This is a genomic window from Plantactinospora sp. GCM10030261 (assembly GCF_042666615.1).
Lineage (GTDB): Bacteria > Actinomycetota > Actinomycetes > Mycobacteriales > Micromonosporaceae > KBS50.
Genome location: NZ_JBHTDD010000017.1, coordinates 1 through 15,220, shown reverse-complemented (window position 1 = coordinate 15,220; position 15,220 = coordinate 1). Strand labels below are relative to the sequence as shown.

The 15,220-nt window shown below is 68.1% G+C and carries 14 protein-coding genes; 6 read left to right on the top strand and 8 right to left on the bottom strand.

Going from position 1 to position 15,220, the window contains the following annotated elements; all coding sequences use genetic code 11:
* Positions 1-283: 283 nt before the first annotated feature.
* Together ACFQUZ_RS20150 and ACFQUZ_RS20145 are read right to left on the bottom strand one after the other, a co-directional pair.
* Positions 284-718 carry a VOC family protein gene (locus tag ACFQUZ_RS20150; RefSeq protein WP_377444411.1) on the bottom strand — a complete coding sequence of 145 codons (435 nt, stop codon included), beginning with the start codon at positions 716-718 and terminating at the stop codon, positions 284-286.
* Between the two features lie 213 nt (positions 719-931).
* Entirely contained in the window at positions 932-2,341 is a 1,410-nt protein-coding gene (locus tag ACFQUZ_RS20145; protein WP_377444693.1) for an MFS transporter, read from the bottom strand.
* Between the two features lie 224 nt (positions 2,342-2,565).
* On the opposite strand from ACFQUZ_RS20145, the gene ACFQUZ_RS20140 reads away from it, so the two are divergent.
* Positions 2,566-3,240: a winged helix-turn-helix transcriptional regulator gene (locus tag ACFQUZ_RS20140; protein ID WP_377444408.1), complete on the top strand. Its 675-nt coding sequence runs from the start codon at positions 2,566-2,568 to the stop codon at positions 3,238-3,240.
* A gap of 96 nt (positions 3,241-3,336) precedes the next feature.
* Positions 3,337-3,687, top strand: coding sequence for a DUF1330 domain-containing protein (locus ACFQUZ_RS20135; protein WP_377444405.1), 351 nt, complete (start codon positions 3,337-3,339; stop codon positions 3,685-3,687).
* Positions 3,688-3,949: 262 nt separating this feature from the next.
* Here ACFQUZ_RS20135 and ACFQUZ_RS20130 read toward each other — a convergent pair whose 3' ends face one another.
* The 4 genes from ACFQUZ_RS20130 to ACFQUZ_RS20115 form a co-directional block, all read right to left on the bottom strand.
* Positions 3,950-4,555 carry a response regulator gene (locus tag ACFQUZ_RS20130; protein WP_377444402.1) on the bottom strand — a complete coding sequence of 202 codons (606 nt, stop codon included), beginning with the start codon at positions 4,553-4,555 and terminating at the stop codon, positions 3,950-3,952.
* Complete coding sequence (locus tag ACFQUZ_RS20125) at positions 4,552-5,736, bottom strand: sensor histidine kinase (protein WP_377444399.1); 1,185 nt, start codon at positions 5,734-5,736, stop codon at positions 4,552-4,554. Before ACFQUZ_RS20125 ends, ACFQUZ_RS20130 begins: the two co-directional genes overlap by 4 nt.
* Complete coding sequence (locus ACFQUZ_RS20120) at positions 5,724-6,767, bottom strand: hypothetical protein (protein WP_377444396.1); 1,044 nt, start codon at positions 6,765-6,767, stop codon at positions 5,724-5,726. Before ACFQUZ_RS20120 ends, ACFQUZ_RS20125 begins: the two co-directional genes overlap by 13 nt.
* 262 nt (positions 6,768-7,029) lie before the next feature.
* Complete coding sequence (locus tag ACFQUZ_RS20115; protein ID WP_377444393.1) at positions 7,030-8,577, bottom strand: MFS transporter; 1,548 nt, start codon at positions 8,575-8,577, stop codon at positions 7,030-7,032.
* Positions 8,578-8,850: 273 nt separating this feature from the next.
* Here ACFQUZ_RS20115 and ACFQUZ_RS20110 point away from each other — a divergent pair, with 273 nt between their 5' ends.
* Complete coding sequence (locus ACFQUZ_RS20110; protein ID WP_377444390.1) at positions 8,851-9,693, top strand: EamA family transporter; 843 nt, start codon at positions 8,851-8,853, stop codon at positions 9,691-9,693.
* 378 nt (positions 9,694-10,071) lie between these two features.
* Here ACFQUZ_RS20110 and ACFQUZ_RS20105 read toward each other — a convergent pair whose 3' ends face one another.
* On the bottom strand, positions 10,072-10,620 hold the full coding sequence (locus ACFQUZ_RS20105) for a dihydrofolate reductase family protein (protein ID WP_377444387.1): 549 nt from the start codon (positions 10,618-10,620) through the stop codon (positions 10,072-10,074).
* Between the two features lie 476 nt (positions 10,621-11,096).
* Between ACFQUZ_RS20105 and ACFQUZ_RS20100 the strand changes: the two genes are divergently transcribed.
* From ACFQUZ_RS20100 to ACFQUZ_RS20090, 3 genes are read left to right on the top strand one after another with little or no spacing between them, the layout of a single operon-like run.
* Complete coding sequence (locus ACFQUZ_RS20100; RefSeq protein ID WP_377444385.1) at positions 11,097-11,516, top strand: GntR family transcriptional regulator; 420 nt, start codon at positions 11,097-11,099, stop codon at positions 11,514-11,516.
* Positions 11,513-12,412: an ABC transporter ATP-binding protein gene (locus ACFQUZ_RS20095; RefSeq protein WP_377444383.1), complete on the top strand. Its 900-nt coding sequence runs from the start codon at positions 11,513-11,515 to the stop codon at positions 12,410-12,412. The genes ACFQUZ_RS20100 and ACFQUZ_RS20095 overlap by 4 nt, the downstream gene beginning before the upstream one ends.
* 49 nt (positions 12,413-12,461) lie before the next feature.
* Positions 12,462-13,439: an ABC transporter permease subunit gene (locus tag ACFQUZ_RS20090; protein ID WP_377444380.1), complete on the top strand. Its 978-nt coding sequence runs from the start codon at positions 12,462-12,464 to the stop codon at positions 13,437-13,439.
* Between the two features lie 192 nt (positions 13,440-13,631).
* Here the strand turns inward: ACFQUZ_RS20090 and ACFQUZ_RS20085 are convergent, their stop codons facing one another.
* A complete protein-coding gene (locus tag ACFQUZ_RS20085; RefSeq protein WP_377444377.1) occupies positions 13,632-14,882 on the bottom strand; it encodes a ricin-type beta-trefoil lectin domain protein in 1,251 nt (416 codons plus the stop codon).
* Between the last annotated feature and the right edge of the window lie 338 nt (positions 14,883-15,220).

Below are 15,220 nucleotides of genomic sequence, written 5' to 3'. Positions count from 1 at the left end.
TTCGTCGCAGCCTTGCTTACACAAAAATTCGAACGATCGATCCGGCGGTGGAAGCCTGATGTTTGGAACACATTACTGCTCTATGGACTGGGACGGGCCGCTCCGCTCGTGGGCGCGACGCCCTCCAGGTGTGCCCGCAACCGGCACGACCGCTACGCGCCATTGGCACAGAGCGAATCTCGACCTGGGGGTGCGGACGTCCGTACGCATCGCCGGTGGTGATCCCTCGCCATCGACCACGTCTCGTTCGTCCTGCACGGCGCTGCGAGGTCGGCGGCCCAGGTCAGGGCGAGTGCTGTTCGGCGATGCCGGGTGCGAACTGGTCGACGTAGCCGCCGGCCGGCGGGATGTTGGTAATGACGTCGATGAGTACGCCGTCCGGGGCGGCGACGATGAAGTGCCGTTGCCCGAACTCCTCGCTACGCAGCGTGAGTTCCTCGGTCAGTCCGGCCTCCCCGACGAGGCGTTGGTGCGCGGCATCGACGTCGTCGACCTCGAAGTTGAGCAGCATGCCCTGTACGGGCTTGCGGTAGGCCGTGGGCACTGTCGAGTGGGTGAAATCGAGCAGCCCGAGTTCGTACTGCGGTGCGTCGGCGCGGCGCAAGCTGACGTACCAGTCTGCCTCGAAGGTGACCTCGAACCCGAAGTGTCGAGTGTAGAAGTCCTTGGCGGTCGCGACGTCGTGCGAGCCGAGCACCGGATAGAAGCTGGTCAGCATGGCGTTGATCCTCTCCCTGCGTGGAATGTCACCGCGACTCCAAGTCAGGTCGGGTCGGGTCGGGTCGGGTCGGGTCGGGTCGAGCATCCGTGACCGCCTGGGCGAGGGACCATCGATTCGAGGAAACCCGAAATGAACCGCCCGGAGCGGAGCCAAGGGCAACGACCCTGCTCAGGGCCCAGCTGGCGTCAGTTCCACCGCCGCCAGCGATCATCACCGCTGGGTCGACCCCGCCACGCTGGAGGCAGCCTTGTCGAAGCTCACCGCCGACCCCGCGCTCGTGCTCGCCGGGTCGGCGGGTCGTCCGGGCAGGGCGAACGCGGCGAGGAAGCCGAGGATCGCGAACATCGTCGCGACGAGGAAGGCGGATTGGAGGCCTTCCGTCAGGGCGACGGCGGGATCGTCGGTTGCCACCCCGCCAGCGACCGACAGAGCCACCGACATCACGATGGCGATGCCGAGGGCGCTACCGATGTTGAACGAGGTGTCGACCAGGCCCGCGGCCAGTCCGGACTCCTCCTCGGCGACGTCGTTCAGGGCGGCGATCTGGGATGCTACGAACGCGGCGCCCAAGCCCGGTCCGAAGATCAGCAGGCCCCAGAGAAGGTCGCCGAAGAACGTGCCGTTGACCGAGACCGCAGTCAGCAGGGAGCTGCCGATCACGATCAGCAGCAGGGCCGGCACGGCGATCGGCCGCAAACCCAGCTTGGTCACCAACGCCTGGCCGGCGAACGCGCCCAGGATGGACATCACGGTCATCAGCGCACTGGTCAGGCCGAACTGAAGAGCCGAGTAGCCGAGAACCTGTTGCACGTACAGCGTCAACGGGAACAGCATGCCGTCGACCGAGAGTCCGACCGCAAGGATCGTCAGGTTGCCGGCCGCTACGCCGCGCAGCTTGAAGATCCGCAGCGGCACCAGTGGTGCCGTCGATCGGGCCTCGATCACGAGGAAGAGTGTGATCAGCAACGCCGCGACAGCGAGTTCGACAATGGTTTGGACACTCGCCCAGCCAGCCTCTGGTGCGTTGATGATGGCGTAGATCAACAGGACCAGCGCCGACGTACTCGTGACCGCGCCGGCCGCGTCAAACCGGCGCGAGGTGCTCTTCGTGCGACTCGTGTCGATGAGCGCGGGCACCAGCAGAAGGATGGTGATGCCGATCGGGACGTTGATATAGAAGAGCCATTCCCAGCCAAGGCTGGCGGTGATGACGCCACCCAGTAGCAGACCAGCCGTGGCGCCGATGCCGCCCAACGCGCCCCACACGCCCAACGCCTGGTTGCGCTCGGTCGGGTCGCGGAACACCGACACGACGATGGACAGCGCGGTCGGGGCCATGATGGCGGCCGAGACGCCCTGTGCCGCGCGGGCCGCGAGAAGCCAGCCGCCGGTCCAGGCGACAGCACACAGTAACGACGAAACGACGAACAGCGCGACGCCCACAAGAAAGACACCGCGTCGTCCGACGAGGTCGGCGACGCGGCCGAAGAACAGCATGAGGCCGCCGAAGGTCACGGCGTACCCCGTGAGCACCCATTGGACGCCGGCCACCGTGAAGTTCAGGTCCTCCTGTATCGACGGGATCGCGGTGAGCACGATTGTCGCGTCCAGGATGACCATGAAGAAGGCCGTGCCAAGCAGCGCCAACGCCTTCCAACGTCGTGGATCGGGCGGCCCGGTCGCTGTCGCCGGCTGGGATGTTCGATCGTTCCGCGCACCTGTCATCTGCTCTCCCAGTTCCGGTGATCCTTGAATCATCTCTGGAAGTAGCATTATGCTAGTAGTAGGTCCTAAATTACAACTTCCAGCATTGAATCGAGGACCTTCGCTGATAGGGTGGGGGGATGGCCAGAAAGCGTAGATACGACGACGGGTGCGCCGCCTCTCACGCTCTCGACCTCGTGGGCGAGCGCTGGGCGCTGCTGGTGGTCCGCGAACTGCTGTTCGGTCCCAAACGGTTCACCGACCTGCGGATGGGCCTGCCGGGCGCGAGCCCGAATGTGCTGGCTCAACGGCTCCGCGAGATGGAGGAGGCCGGCGTGACGCGTCGCCGCAAGCTTCCCCCGCCCGCCGCCACCTGGGTGTACGAGCTGACCACGTGGGGCCGTGAGCTTGAGCCGGTGATCACGGCCCTGGGTCGGTGGGGGGTCCGATCGCCATCGCTGCGCCACGACGCCGCGTTGAGTTCCGACTCACTCATGCTGGCGCTGAAGACGATGTTCGACCCGGAACTGGCTGACGGGCTCACCATCGACCTGGGCCTGCGAATGGGAGAGGACACGTTCCGCGTTCAGCTGTCCGCCGGGGTGATCCAGATTCGGCGGGGCGAGACGGACCAGCCGGACGCCATCGTCGAGACCGCGCCAGCAACGCTCAACGCGCTGCTCTGGGAGGATCGCGGCCTGGACGACGCGATAGCCTCCGGCGATGTGCGGCTGTCGGGCAGTCACGAGCGCGTCGAGCGATTCCTCCGGCTGTTCCCATCGCCCGAGCCCGCCATGCAGCGGAAGCGGCCGTGACGCGCGGCTGTCGTCATCGTGAGGGCGGACCGGGTTAGCGTCTGTCGCCGCCGCCTCGCGGACTGACGGATTCACCGACGCAGGATTGGACCAGACGTGGCTGGTTACGCCATCGCCCACCTGAGAACGCCGACCGGAAACGATGAGGTGTTCGAGTACCTCGAGCGGATCCAGGCGACGTTGGACCCCTTCAACGGTCGCTTCCTGGTGCACGGCGGAACGGTCGACGTCCTGGAAGGAACGTGGCCAGGCACGATAGTCATCATCGAGTTCCCCGACACCGACAGCGCTCACGCATGGTACGACTCGGCCGAGTACCAGACGATTCTGCCGTTGCGAACCGGCAACATCGAGGGCGAGGCGGTGATCGTCGCGGGTGTGGAGCCGGGCTACGACGCGTCAATGACGGCTGCCACAATGCGTGCCCAGATCAACGGTGCACGCTGAAGCCCGAGCCGAAGGCGCCATGGCTCGTGCGACGGAGTCACCTGGGCGGTGTCGGCGAACCATGACGCCGAAGCCTTTCGATGGTGAACCAGGCGACGGTCATGCCGGCCTCGACGGCGGCTTGGCCGAGGCTTCGCATAAGTGCCTCTAGCCGGGCAGCCAATCGCCAGTCGCTTACCATTCCCGGCCTGCACGTTCGGCCATATTGGGCCGTAGGGTGCGCTGACGGGGGAGATGGATGAAACGACGCCGCCGGCTCTCGTCAGATCCAGCCGGCGTCGCGGGCCGTGCGAATCGCGCCGATGCGGTTGTGCGTGCCGGTCTTGGCTATCGCGTTGGATAGGTAGTTGCGGACGGTCGCTGGAGAAAGGAACAACCGCTCGCCAATGTCGGCGGTGGACAGGCCGTCGGCTGCGGCACGCAGCACGTCGGCTTCACGCGGTGTCAACGGGCTGGCGCCGGTTTCCATGGCGATGGCAACGAGATCGGGATCGATGACCCGTTGGCCGGCGATCACCCGGCGGATGCCGTCGATCAGTGCGTCGGCCGGCGCGTCCTTGACGATGAAACCCCGGACGTGAACGGTTAAGGCGCGCAGGAGGTTGCCGGGCTGACTCAGCCCAGTCAGCACGATTGCCCGGCAGTTGGGCACCTGCTGATGGAGTTGGCCGGCGGCGCTGAGTCCGTCGAGGCCGGGCAGATCGATGTCGAGCAGTGCGACGTCGGGTTGGGTCTCCAGCGCCCGCGGCAGGATCAAGTCTCCTCGTTCGACTTCCGCCACCACCTCGAAGTCCGACTCGAGCGACAGAAGCGCGACGAGTGCCTTGCGCAGGATCGCCATGTCTTCGGCGACCAGCAGACGGATCACCGGTCACCGCCGAAAGCCTCAACGGCCAGCCGGAAACGGCCGCCACCGATCAATCCGGACCGCACCGAACCGGCCAGCGCGCGGGCCCTGTCGGACAACCCGGCCAGTCCGCTGCCCTCGCCCCCACCGGCCCGGGCGCCGTCGTTGACCATTTCCAGCCGGACGCGGTCGCCCTGTCGGTCAACACGCATCCAGCACCGGCGGGCCTCACTGTGGCGAAGCATGTTCGTCGTCCCCTCCCGTACCGCCCAGGCGAGCAGCTCCTCCACCTGGCTCGACATCGGCTCCTCCGCCAGCCGTACGTCGGCCTGGACTCCCGCCGCCGCCAGCAGGGCTACCGCCCCGTCGATCTCCGTGCGGAGCGAGACCCGCCGGGTGTCACGCGCGACGGTACGCGCGTCGCGTATCGCGGTGCGGGCCACCGACACCAGCCCGATCATCTCCGCACGGGCCGCTTCCGGGTCCCTGGGCAGCAGCCGCAGCGCCAGATCGCCCTTGAGTGACACCGCCGACAGGCTCTGGCCGAGCAGGTCGTGCAGGTCGCGGAGGATGCGCCGTCGCTCACCCTGCACCGCGGCCTCAGCCAGCGCCGCCCGGGCCGCCGACAGCTCGGCCAACGCGCGGGTCAGCCACGCAGACAAGAACAGAGCGGCGGCACCGGCAACGGACACCCCGAGCGCGTACAGCCCGTAAGCCACGACCCATAGCCAACCACCCGCGGCCATCCACAGATCGTGGAAGTGCACAAAGTACCACCCGACGTTCACAGTGAGCGCCACGGCCGTCGTCGCCACGGCCGCCCAACCGGGCAACAGCAGCCCTGCGGAGGCGATGACGTAGACACCGGAGTACGTCCACATGTACGGCCACCACGGTATCGGCACCGCGAGAATCACGATCATTGCCGTCAACGTCCAGTACCAGCCCGCGGGGCGCCGGCCGGATGCGAACGCGAGACTGTGCCGCAGGTTGAGCAGCATCGGCACAACGCCCAGGACAAGGGCCGATGTCGGCGTCCACCACGGCGCTCCTTCTTCGATCATGATCGAAGCCGTCAGACCGACGTGAACGAAAGCGACGGCCAGGTGGATACCGAACAGGAGCAACCGGCTCTGCCGGCGCGTCAGTGGAGGCAGGCTGCCCTCTCCGCTGACGGCACCCGCCGCACTCACCCGGACCATGGCTGTTCCCCTCCGGCAAGCCCGCGTACCTCGACCCTGGGACGGTCATCCCGCACCGTCACCTCGATCCGGCAGGCACCGGCCGGTTGGTCGTCCAGCAGGCGCGCGACCGACTCCCGGAGGGCGGCCCGGAACTCGGCGTCGTCCGCGTCGGGCAGGCTCGCGGGTGTGCTGACGGCGACGCTGATCCCGGCCGCCGCGAGCAGCGACACCGCGGTATCCAGTTCCGTGCGCCACGACGTGACGTGATGCCGGCCGACCAGCCGCCGTGTCTCGGTGAGCGTCCGGCGGGCGACGGCGGTCACGGCCCGCAACTCGCCCGCCCGCCACGCCGGGTCTCGTTCGTTGGCCGCCCGCCCACCTCGATGGGCGATCTGCTGCAACGCGACGTCGAGCCGGCGGCGGATCTCCCAGTCGAGGCGCTGTCGCTCGACAAGCACCGCCTCCGACGCGAGCGCCGTGCGTGCGCTTTGCAGCCGGGTGGCGGAACCGGACAGGCTGATCAGCGCGTACACCGCGATGCCTCGGAAGACCGCTGCGAAGACGTACCAGATCGCCGTGAATCCGTCGACGCCCATAAGCAGCCCGAGGGGGACGACCCCGACGAGCAACGCCACCGCCACCGGGACGGCCCACGGCCGGGACAGGACGAGCAGCGCCGAGACCGCCGGCGCGTAGAGCACCGGCAGCCAGTGGGCGCCAACCACGGGCAACACCGCCAGCACCACCGCCACCATGAACGCCAGGGCCCACGGACCGCCGCGGAGACGAACGCCTGCGGTAGCGGCCCTGACCTGCGCGCAGTGCGGGACCAGCAGCAGAACGGCGGAGGCGAGGGCCCAGACGCCACGCCGTGGGTCGGCCCCGGCCCCGTCCACGGGCAGCACCACCCACGGCAGCTGTACGGCAACCAGGATCGAGGTGAACAGGACTGCCGCCGTCGGGGCGTGTCGCAGCAGCCGGTCGAGCCGGGCGGGCGCCGGAAAGCCACCGCCCACCCGACCCCACAGCACGTTCGGCGACGACGGCATGGGATCCGGTCCGTACCCCGGTGCACGGACCGGACCGCCCGCCGGACCTTCGGCGAGCCGCCCTCCATCCTGGTCGCGCCGCGGTCGCATCGGCGCAGCGTAGCGGGTCCTCCGACGGGCCGACAACGGCGATTCGATGCACCGAGCGGTGAGCCGAGACCGGGTACGGGTTGCCATTACTCCCATCTCCGCTCCACGTCACTAACGCCCTTTTAGTCCGCTTTGACCGCGACAACCAGATGCCGTCATCCTGAGTCTGATGTCATCGGTGGGCGCCGGCCGCCCAGGCCCGCGGCGCGGCGGACACCGTGCCGGTGACGACTGTCAGCACCGCCAGCATCACGACGCCGGTCATCGCCACGCCGTTGAGGCCCACCGCGAACGCGGCCCGCGCGGCGGCGAAGAGGGCTTCTCCGGTCTCCGGCGGCAGCTCACCCGCCAGGGCCTTCGCTACCCCGATGCCCTCTCCCGCGGTCGCGGTCACCTCCGCCGGGACGCCGGGGAGCGGGGCATCGCTGAGCCGCGTGCGGTACAGGGCCGCACCGAGAGTGCCGAGGGTGGCGACACCCAGTGCGACGCCGAACTCACCGGCGGTCTCGGACACTGATGCGGCAGACCCGGCGCGGTCCGCCGGCACAGCGCTCATGATCAGGCTCATGGTGAGCACCATCGGCATGCCGACGCCGAAGCAGGCCACGACGAGCCCGGTGACCAGTGTCCCGCGGCCACCGCCGCCATCGACCTGGGTGAGCATCAGCAGGCCGCAGGTGGCCACGATCAGCCCGACGGTCATGACGACATACGTGGACCAGCGCCGGTTGAGGATCGGCGCCACAGTCATGCCGGCCACCATGGCGATGTTCTGCGGAATGAGCCACAGCCCGGCGGCCAGCGGTGACAGCCCGGCGACGACCTGCAGGTAGATGGTCGACAACAGCGCCACGCCAGCCATCACCACGCCGGTGAACAGCATGACCGCGAGCGCGGTACTCACCGTTCGGGCGCGGAACAGCGTGAGGTCGAGCAACGGATCGGCGAGGGCGCGCTGCCGCCGCACGAACAGCGTGCCGACCCCGAATCCGGTCGCCGTGATCAGGCCGAGCGTGGGATCCCAGCCGGACCGGGCCAGCTCCTTCAAGCCGTAGATGACGGCCAGGATCGCTGCAAGGGACAGCGCCACGCTGATGAGGTCGAGCTGACCGGCGGACGCCTTGCGGTACTCCGGCAGCAGCACCGGCCCGGCTACCAGCAACAACAGCATGATAGGTACGCCGAGCAGGAAGACCGACCCCCACCAGTAGTTCTCGAGCAGCACGCCACCGACCAACGGCCCGACGGTCATACCCCCCATGAAGCAACTCATCCAGACGGAGATCGCCACCCCCATCTGCTGCGGGTTCCGGAACATGTTCTTGATCAACGCCATCGTCGACGGCATGAGTGTCGCACCGGCGACGCCGAGCAGTGCCCGAGCCGCGATGAGCATTTCCGGGCTGGTCGAGTACGCGGCGATCAGCGAGGTCACACCGAACGCGCCCCCGCCGATGAGCAACAACCGTCGGCGACCAACGCGGTCGCCGAGGTTACCCATGGTCACCAGGAAACCGGCAAGCAGGAACCCGTAGATGTCGAGGATCCACAACTGCTCGGTGCTGTCAGCGCCGAGCTCAACGCTGAGCTGCGGCAGCGCCAGGTACAGCACGCTGACATCGACGGAGAGCAGAAGCGTCGGCAGGGCCAGAATGGCCAAGCCGAGCCATTCACGGCGGGTGGCCCGTACTCCGCCGACAGCATGGTTGGTCACGCTCATGTGCATTCCTTTCGCATGAACCACCACCCTGCTGCGAAGGCGCCATTGCCGGCAGAGCGCATTGTCATCCGCCGGAGATGACGATTGTCACCGGGACGTTTTCGAGTGGTGCACCCATGACATGTGGACCTACCAGCCGGCACCGTCTCGCCGCAGCATCGACGCCGGAGAAGGGGGAACCATGAAGCCTCGCGGACGACACCGGGGCCGGACCGCGACGAGCACCCGGTGTGCCGTTGTTGTCCGGCCGACCCATCAGATCGGTGTAGCGTCATGACGCTCGCAGTCGGGCTCGCCCTCGTGGCCGCGATGGCCTACGGCGTCAGCGACTTCGTCGGAGGCTGCGCCTCCCGGCTGGTGACCCCCTGGGCCATCGTCCTCACCGGCCAGGTCGGCGGTGGTCTTGCCATGCTGATCGTCGCGGCCAATTCGCCGGGCACCATGGTGGTCGCACACCTCGCCTGGGCCGTGCTCGCCGGAACGAGCAGCGCGGCCGGCACCGTTTTCCTGTACCGAGGCCTATCCACCGGTCACAGCGCGTTGGTCGCACCGTCATCGGCCGTGGTCGCCGCCACGGTTCCCGTGATGACCGCGGTGGTGGGTGGGGAGCGACCGCAGATGATGGTGTGGGCCGGTATCGCGCTGTCGCTCCCCGGCATCTGGCTGGTGGCAGCCTCGTCCGGGAAGGCGCCGCGGCCGGCTGGTCACGCTTCGGCGCTGCGGGACGGCATCCTCTCGGGGATGGGCTTTGGGGGGTTGTTCGCCGCAGTCGGCCAGATTCCGTCCTCGGCCGGGATGTTTCCGCTGGCTCTGCAGAACGTGGCCGCCGGGTTGTTCACCGTCGTCGCAGCCGTGATGCTGGGCCAGACGTGGGTGCCGTCAACCGCGCGGGCGTGGGTTGGCCTGCCGATCGGCGTGCTCGGCGCGACCGGCACCGCGGTGTTCATGGTCGCGACACAGGCAGGCCAGCTCTCCGTCACGAGTGTCGTCGTGTCGCTCTACCCGGTCTTCACCGTCGCCTTGTCGATGCTGTTCCTACGCGAACGCGTCGGCCGTCCACAGAGCGTTGGACTGGTGCTCAGCGGCATCGCCGTCGCCTGCATCGCCGCGGGCTGAGGTATTCGCCACCGAGGAACAGCCCGCTTCTACGACTGCGGGGACGGATCGGCACGGCAGTACGCGGACGTGCGGGCCACCGTACTGGCACCCCCGAGCATGGTGCCGGACACGCCGTGGTCGACGGCACCGTTGGACGGGTTCGCCATCATCGCGGGGCGTACCGTCGTAGCTCTTCCGGGACAATCTCAAGCGGACCGCACCCGCCTGGTCTGCGGTGCGGCGTTGCGGTCGCCGCGCCGCCGCCGCGAGTGCCTCATGGGTTTCCACCTGCGATGAACGGCGTCGCAGGCCTTGCCTACCGAGCCGCCACCCTCGGGCAGGCGCGTGGGCCGAGTCCTCGACTCGGCCCACGCCCGCATCACGCACCAACCGGTGCTACCGGACGCACGAGTAAGTAAGAATGACGATGCCCGAATCCAGTGTCCGAGTGCCGAGCAGCTTGAACGGAACGTTCAGTCCGTCGGCGAACACCATGTCCTCCTCGAGGGTGCCGACGCCGGCCAGAGCCGGGTGAACCCAGAGGTGCAGTACGTCGAGCAGATTATCGCGGACCAGGGCCTTCGCCACCGGACCGTAGCCATGCATGACGATGTCCCCGCCCGGTTGGCTCTTCAGGTCAGCGATCTCCTCGACAACGTTCCCGCTCAGAATTGAGGTGTTTGCCCAGTCGGCCTTGTCGAGGGTTCCGGAGACGACGTACTTCTGCATACTGTTGATCTTGTCGGCATAGTCTCCGTCTCGGTTCGGCCACGAACCGGCGTACACCTCGTACGTCTTGCGGCCCATCAGCAATGCGTCGGCCGCCATGAGGTGCTCGGTGGCGACCCGCTCGGCGTCGCCGTCTGAGTAGGTGAAGTGCCACGCCTCCATGTGATTGATGACGCCATCGAGACTGACAAAGGTCGAATTGACAATCTTGCGCACGTGTGCCTCCTGCGTGTACTGGTGAACTCCGGCGATGATCTGGCCGCCCAGCGTGCTTTCAGCTATTTCCTGTAGGCACACTCAGCGCGATACTCAAATCTGGCTCAGCGCGATTCGCAGGCGCAGGACATAGGCGCATACCGCCCATGTCCTCGATTCTGCCGTCGTCGTCATCACCCGCGTTGTCACCAACACTCTTGTCGTCTCGGCAGCGCGCCGCCAGGTGAGGATGTAATCCGTTGCCCATGACATAAGTCCCGGCTGCGACCCTTCCAGCGACCGCTTCATTGCCGACGCTGGGTCCACGCACCCAGCCTCCTCATCACCGGTCCGTTGTCACCGATCGCGCGGGTTGCCGCTGGCGGTCGGGGCAGGCGTGTGCCCGGATCCAGTGTCGCGGTCGTGCGGGCGCGTCGGTTCGCTGGACGCCAACCTCCTGCTTTACTATGGCACTAGGAAAGCAGTAAGGAGCTACCGTGTTCGTGTTCCGGCTCGACACCCACTCCGGCGTGCCGCCGTACCTGCAACTCGTCCAGCAGGTCCGCCAGGCGGTGCTGCTGGGCTTTCTCCAACCCGGCGACCGCCTCCCGCTCATCCGCGAGGTGGTCGAGGACCTGGCGATCAATCCGAACACCGTCGCCAAGGCGTACCGGCAGATGGAGCTGGAGAACCTGGTCATCGGCCGACCCGGCCAGGGCACATTCGTCAACGACCAGCAGTCGGCGGCGATGTCGGCATCGACGTACACGTCGCTGGGTCGCGGGCTGGCGACCTGGCTGCGCCGCGCCTACGCGGCCGGCCTCGACGAGCAGGCGGTCAACGCGCTCTTTACGTCCGTCCACCAGCAGACGAGGGATTCCGTCCGCCAGCAGACGAGGGATGAGGACGTGGCGTGACAGCGACCGAGTTCGCGCTGCGCACCGACGGTGTGGGCAAGCGGTACCGGAAGGGCTGGGCGCTGCGTGACTGCACCCTGGCGCTGCCGGCGGGCGGCGTGATCGCCCTGGTCGGGCCGAATGGCGCGGGCAAGACCACGCTGCTGCGCCTGGTCGTCGGGTTGCTGGCACCGACTACCGGCACGGTCGAGGTCCTCGGTCACGACGTCACCGCCAGCCCCCCGCGGACTCTGTCCCGGGTCGGGTTCCTGGCCCAGGACCACCCGCTGTACAAGCGCTTCACCGTCGCCGAGATGCTCCGCTTCGGTCGCGCCTGCAACCTGCGGTTCGACCAGGGGCTGGCCGAGCGCCGGTTGGCGAGGCTGGGCATCCCGCTCGACCGCCGGGCCGGCACGCTCTCCGGCGGACAGCAGGCCCAGGTCGCGTTGGCTCTGGCCCTGGCGAAGGGGCCGGACCTGCTCGTCCTCGACGAGCCGGTGGCCAGCCTCGACCCGCTGGCCCGGCACGAGTTCCTGCAGGTCCTCATGGGCGCGGTGGCCGAAGGTGGAGTGACCGTCCTGTTCTCCTCCCACGTCGTGCACGAACTGGAGCGCGTCTGCGACCACCTGGTCGTGCTCAACCAGGGCCGGGTCACGCTCACCGGTGACATCGACACCCTCCTCGCCGAGCACCGGCTGCTCGTCGGTCCGCGCACGGCCACCGACCTCGACCGGGGCGGCACCGTCGTGAAGGCCGTCCACAGCGACCGGCACACGACCCTGCTGGTACGCGACGGCGCGATCCCGGCCGCGCCGGGGTGGCAGGCCCAGCCGGTCGCGCTGGAGGATCTGGTGCTGGCGTACCTGCGCCGGCCGTCCGAGCCGAGCACCGCGGTCACGTCGGCGGTGGCCGGGTGAGCGAGGAGCGAGCTTGCGAGCCCCGCAGCGAACGCAAGGGTAGGGCGGCATGACGTGGCTGATCTGGCGCCAGCATCGGACCGAGGTCTGCGTCCTCGGTCTGCTCGTCGGCATGTTCGGCGTTGCCCTGCTCGTGCTCGGGACGCAGGCCCACGACCTGTTCCCCGGCGGTCCAGCCCGGTGTGCGGGGGAGGCCGGTGTCAACGAGGACTGCGCGGCCGCCTTCCGTCGGCTCGACGAGGAGTACGGGTACGTCGAGAACCTCCTGGCGGGCTTCTATCTGGTCCCCGTCGTTATCGGTGCGTTCCTCGGCGCGCCGCTGCTCGCGCGGGAACTGGAGGACGGCACCTGGCAGCTCGCCTGGACGCAGGCCGTGCCGCGAATGCGCTGGCTGGCGGCAAAGCTCGCGGCACTGGCCGGCGTCACCGTCGCGCTCACCGGGATGTTCACCGCGGTGCTCACCTGGTTCCGTCAGCCATTCGACGCGTGGGAAGGGCGGTTCCAGTACGACGCCTTCGACCTGGAGGGACTTGTTCCGGTGGCGTACGCGCTGTTCGCGTTCGGCGTCGCCACCGCCGCCGGGGCGATCCTGCGGCGCAGCCTGCCCGCGTTCGGCGTCGCGTTCGGGGCGTTCCTCGCCGCTCGGATGGCGGTGGCGCTGTTGGCCCGTCCCGCGTACGCCACGCCGCTCACCACCATGGAGCCGGTCCCCGGCGGCGGCTCGACGGACCAGGCGGGGCGCCGGTCCGTGATCAGCGACGCGTCCTGGGTCATCGAACACGGCTACGCGGACGCCAGCGGGCGCAGGCTGAGCTGGACCGAGTTCGACGAGTTGGAGGCCGCCGCCAACCGGGCCGGCACCAACCTCAACCAGTTCCTGCACGCGCGGGGCATCCAACAGTTCGGGGTCTACCACCCGGCCGACCGGTTCTGGACGTTCCAGCTCATCGAAGCGGCCCTGTTCGTGGCCGTCGCGGCGGTCCTGATCGGCGTGGTGGTGTGGCGGGTACGGCGCCGTACTGTCTAGTGTCGTGAGTCGTTGAATGCTGGTCAGTGGGTGTGCCCTCTCCGGTATCAGCCCGGACGATCCGGGCGGGCACGGCGTAACACCCGTGCCCGCCCGTTCCAGTCCGGCCGGTTCAGCTTCGGTGGGTCTCGTCCTGCGGCTGGTAGATCCGTGCGCCCGTGAACGTGGCACCCGTCGAGGCGGTCATGGTCATCATGCGAGGGGGGCGAGCCGGAATTGTTGGTTGGGTTGTCCGTGGCAGTCGTAGAGCTGCACCCGTGCTCCGTTGTTGGTGCTCCAGACGTCGAGGCAGCGGCCGGATTGGACGCCGCTGATGGTGCCGTTGGAGTTGATGTTCCATTGTTGGTTGGTTTGGCTGTGGCAGCTGTAGATCTGGACTGCGGTGCCGTTGCCGGTGCCTGCGGCGTCGAGGCACATGTTGCCGTAGACCTGTAGTTGTTTGGTGGCGGTGTAGGTCCAGGCCTGGTTGGTTTGCTTGTTGCAGTCGTAGAGCTGTACCCGGGTGCCGTTGTCGCGGGAGGCGTTGGGTACGTCGATGCAGCGGCCGGATTGGGTGCCGACGATCTCGCTGGCGGAGCCGGGCGGGTCGGTGGGTGTCGGCGTGTTGGTGGGGGTGGGGTCCGTCGGTGTCGAGGGCAGCAGCGGGCAGGTGCTGCGGTAGGTGACCACGCCGCTGGAGTCCATCAGCGGGCAGAGGAACTGGCTGTACCGGGCGTCGTTGTCGATGAATATCTTCACGAACGGCAGCATGGTCCGGATCATCACCGGGTTCGACCGTCCGACCATGAACCCGTGATCCGCACCCGCGACCTCCAGGTAGACGCTCTCCGTCGTGGCCGGCAGGCTGTTGTACAGGCCGCTGGCGTAGGACGGGGTGACCACCGTGTCCGCCTGTCCAGAGAAGATCATCGTGGGTACCCGGTCGTTGGCCAGGTTCGACGACGGCGAGTACGGCGCGATGCCGACCGCTGCCTTCAACGACGAGCGTCGGATGGCTGCGCTCAGCGCGCCGCCGCCGCCCATGGAGTGACCGGCGACCGCCAACCGGGTGGGGTCGACCCGGTCGCGTACCGGGCTCTGCTGGGTCAGGTAGTCCAGCGCGGCGAGCAACTGGGTGCCCCGGGCCGTGTCGAAGTCGTTGCGGCTATTGGTCTCGATGCCGATCACGACGAAACCGTGGGAGGCCAACCACGGTCCCATCCAGGCCAGTTCGACGGAGAACAACGCGGTGTAACCCGGCGAGATCGCGATAGCCCCGAACGTGCCCTGGCTGGTGTCGGTCGGGTAGTAGATTCTGCCGCCGTTGAAGCCGTATCCGGTCGGGACGCTTACCGACGTGTTGGCGAAGGGGCCGTTCTCGGCGGCGACGCTGGCCCGGGTCGGGTCCGGGCCCCGCTGGTACGGGTTGTCGGCGGCCGACGCCGACCCCGTCGCCACCGTCATGGTGAACAACCCGATTGCGGCTGCGATCCCGGCCGCGGCGAGCGTGAACAGCCGTCCCCGGAACCGGCGGGGTGCTCGGTCATGATGGGTGTTTCCCGAGGGCGGGGGGTGATTCGCCTGTCGTCGCATTGTCGGTACCTCCTGGTGATGGGGTGAGTGAGGGGCGGGCAGGCCCGGTTTCTTGCCGAGCCCGCCCGCCCCAGCGTTGTCCGATCGTCAGCGTTGCAGGGTCAGCAGGCCCGGCCGGTACGGCAGGAGGCCGTAGTCGCCGCCGGAGTTGGGGCTGCGTCCCTGGTAGAGCAGTTGCAGGTTGCAGGGGTCAATGGTCATGGTCTGGT

What these genes read in the sequence shown, in the direction of transcription:
- ACFQUZ_RS20150 (WP_377444411.1), bottom strand. Translation starts at nt 718, where the DNA reads ATGCTGACCAGCTTCTATCCGGTGCTCGGCTCGCACGACGTCGCGACC.
- ACFQUZ_RS20145 (WP_377444693.1), bottom strand. Translation starts at nt 2,341, where the DNA reads ATGGTCATCCTGGACGCGACAATCGTGCTCACCGCGATCCCGTCGATA.
- ACFQUZ_RS20140 (WP_377444408.1), top strand. Translation starts at nt 2,566, where the DNA reads ATGGCCAGAAAGCGTAGATACGACGACGGGTGCGCCGCCTCTCACGCT.
- ACFQUZ_RS20125 (WP_377444399.1), bottom strand. Translation starts at nt 5,736, where the DNA reads ATGGTCCGGGTGAGTGCGGCGGGTGCCGTCAGCGGAGAGGGCAGCCTG.
- ACFQUZ_RS20120 (WP_377444396.1), bottom strand. Translation starts at nt 6,767, where the DNA reads ATGCCGTCGTCGCCGAACGTGCTGTGGGGTCGGGTGGGCGGTGGCTTT.
- ACFQUZ_RS20115 (WP_377444393.1), bottom strand. Translation starts at nt 8,577, where the DNA reads ATGAGCGTGACCAACCATGCTGTCGGCGGAGTACGGGCCACCCGCCGT.
- ACFQUZ_RS20110 (WP_377444390.1), top strand. Translation starts at nt 8,851, where the DNA reads ATGACGCTCGCAGTCGGGCTCGCCCTCGTGGCCGCGATGGCCTACGGC.
- ACFQUZ_RS20090 (WP_377444380.1), top strand. Translation starts at nt 12,462, where the DNA reads ATGACGTGGCTGATCTGGCGCCAGCATCGGACCGAGGTCTGCGTCCTC.
- ACFQUZ_RS20085 (WP_377444377.1), bottom strand. Translation starts at nt 14,882, where the DNA reads ATGACGGTGGCGACGGGGTCGGCGTCGGCCGCCGACAACCCGTACCAG.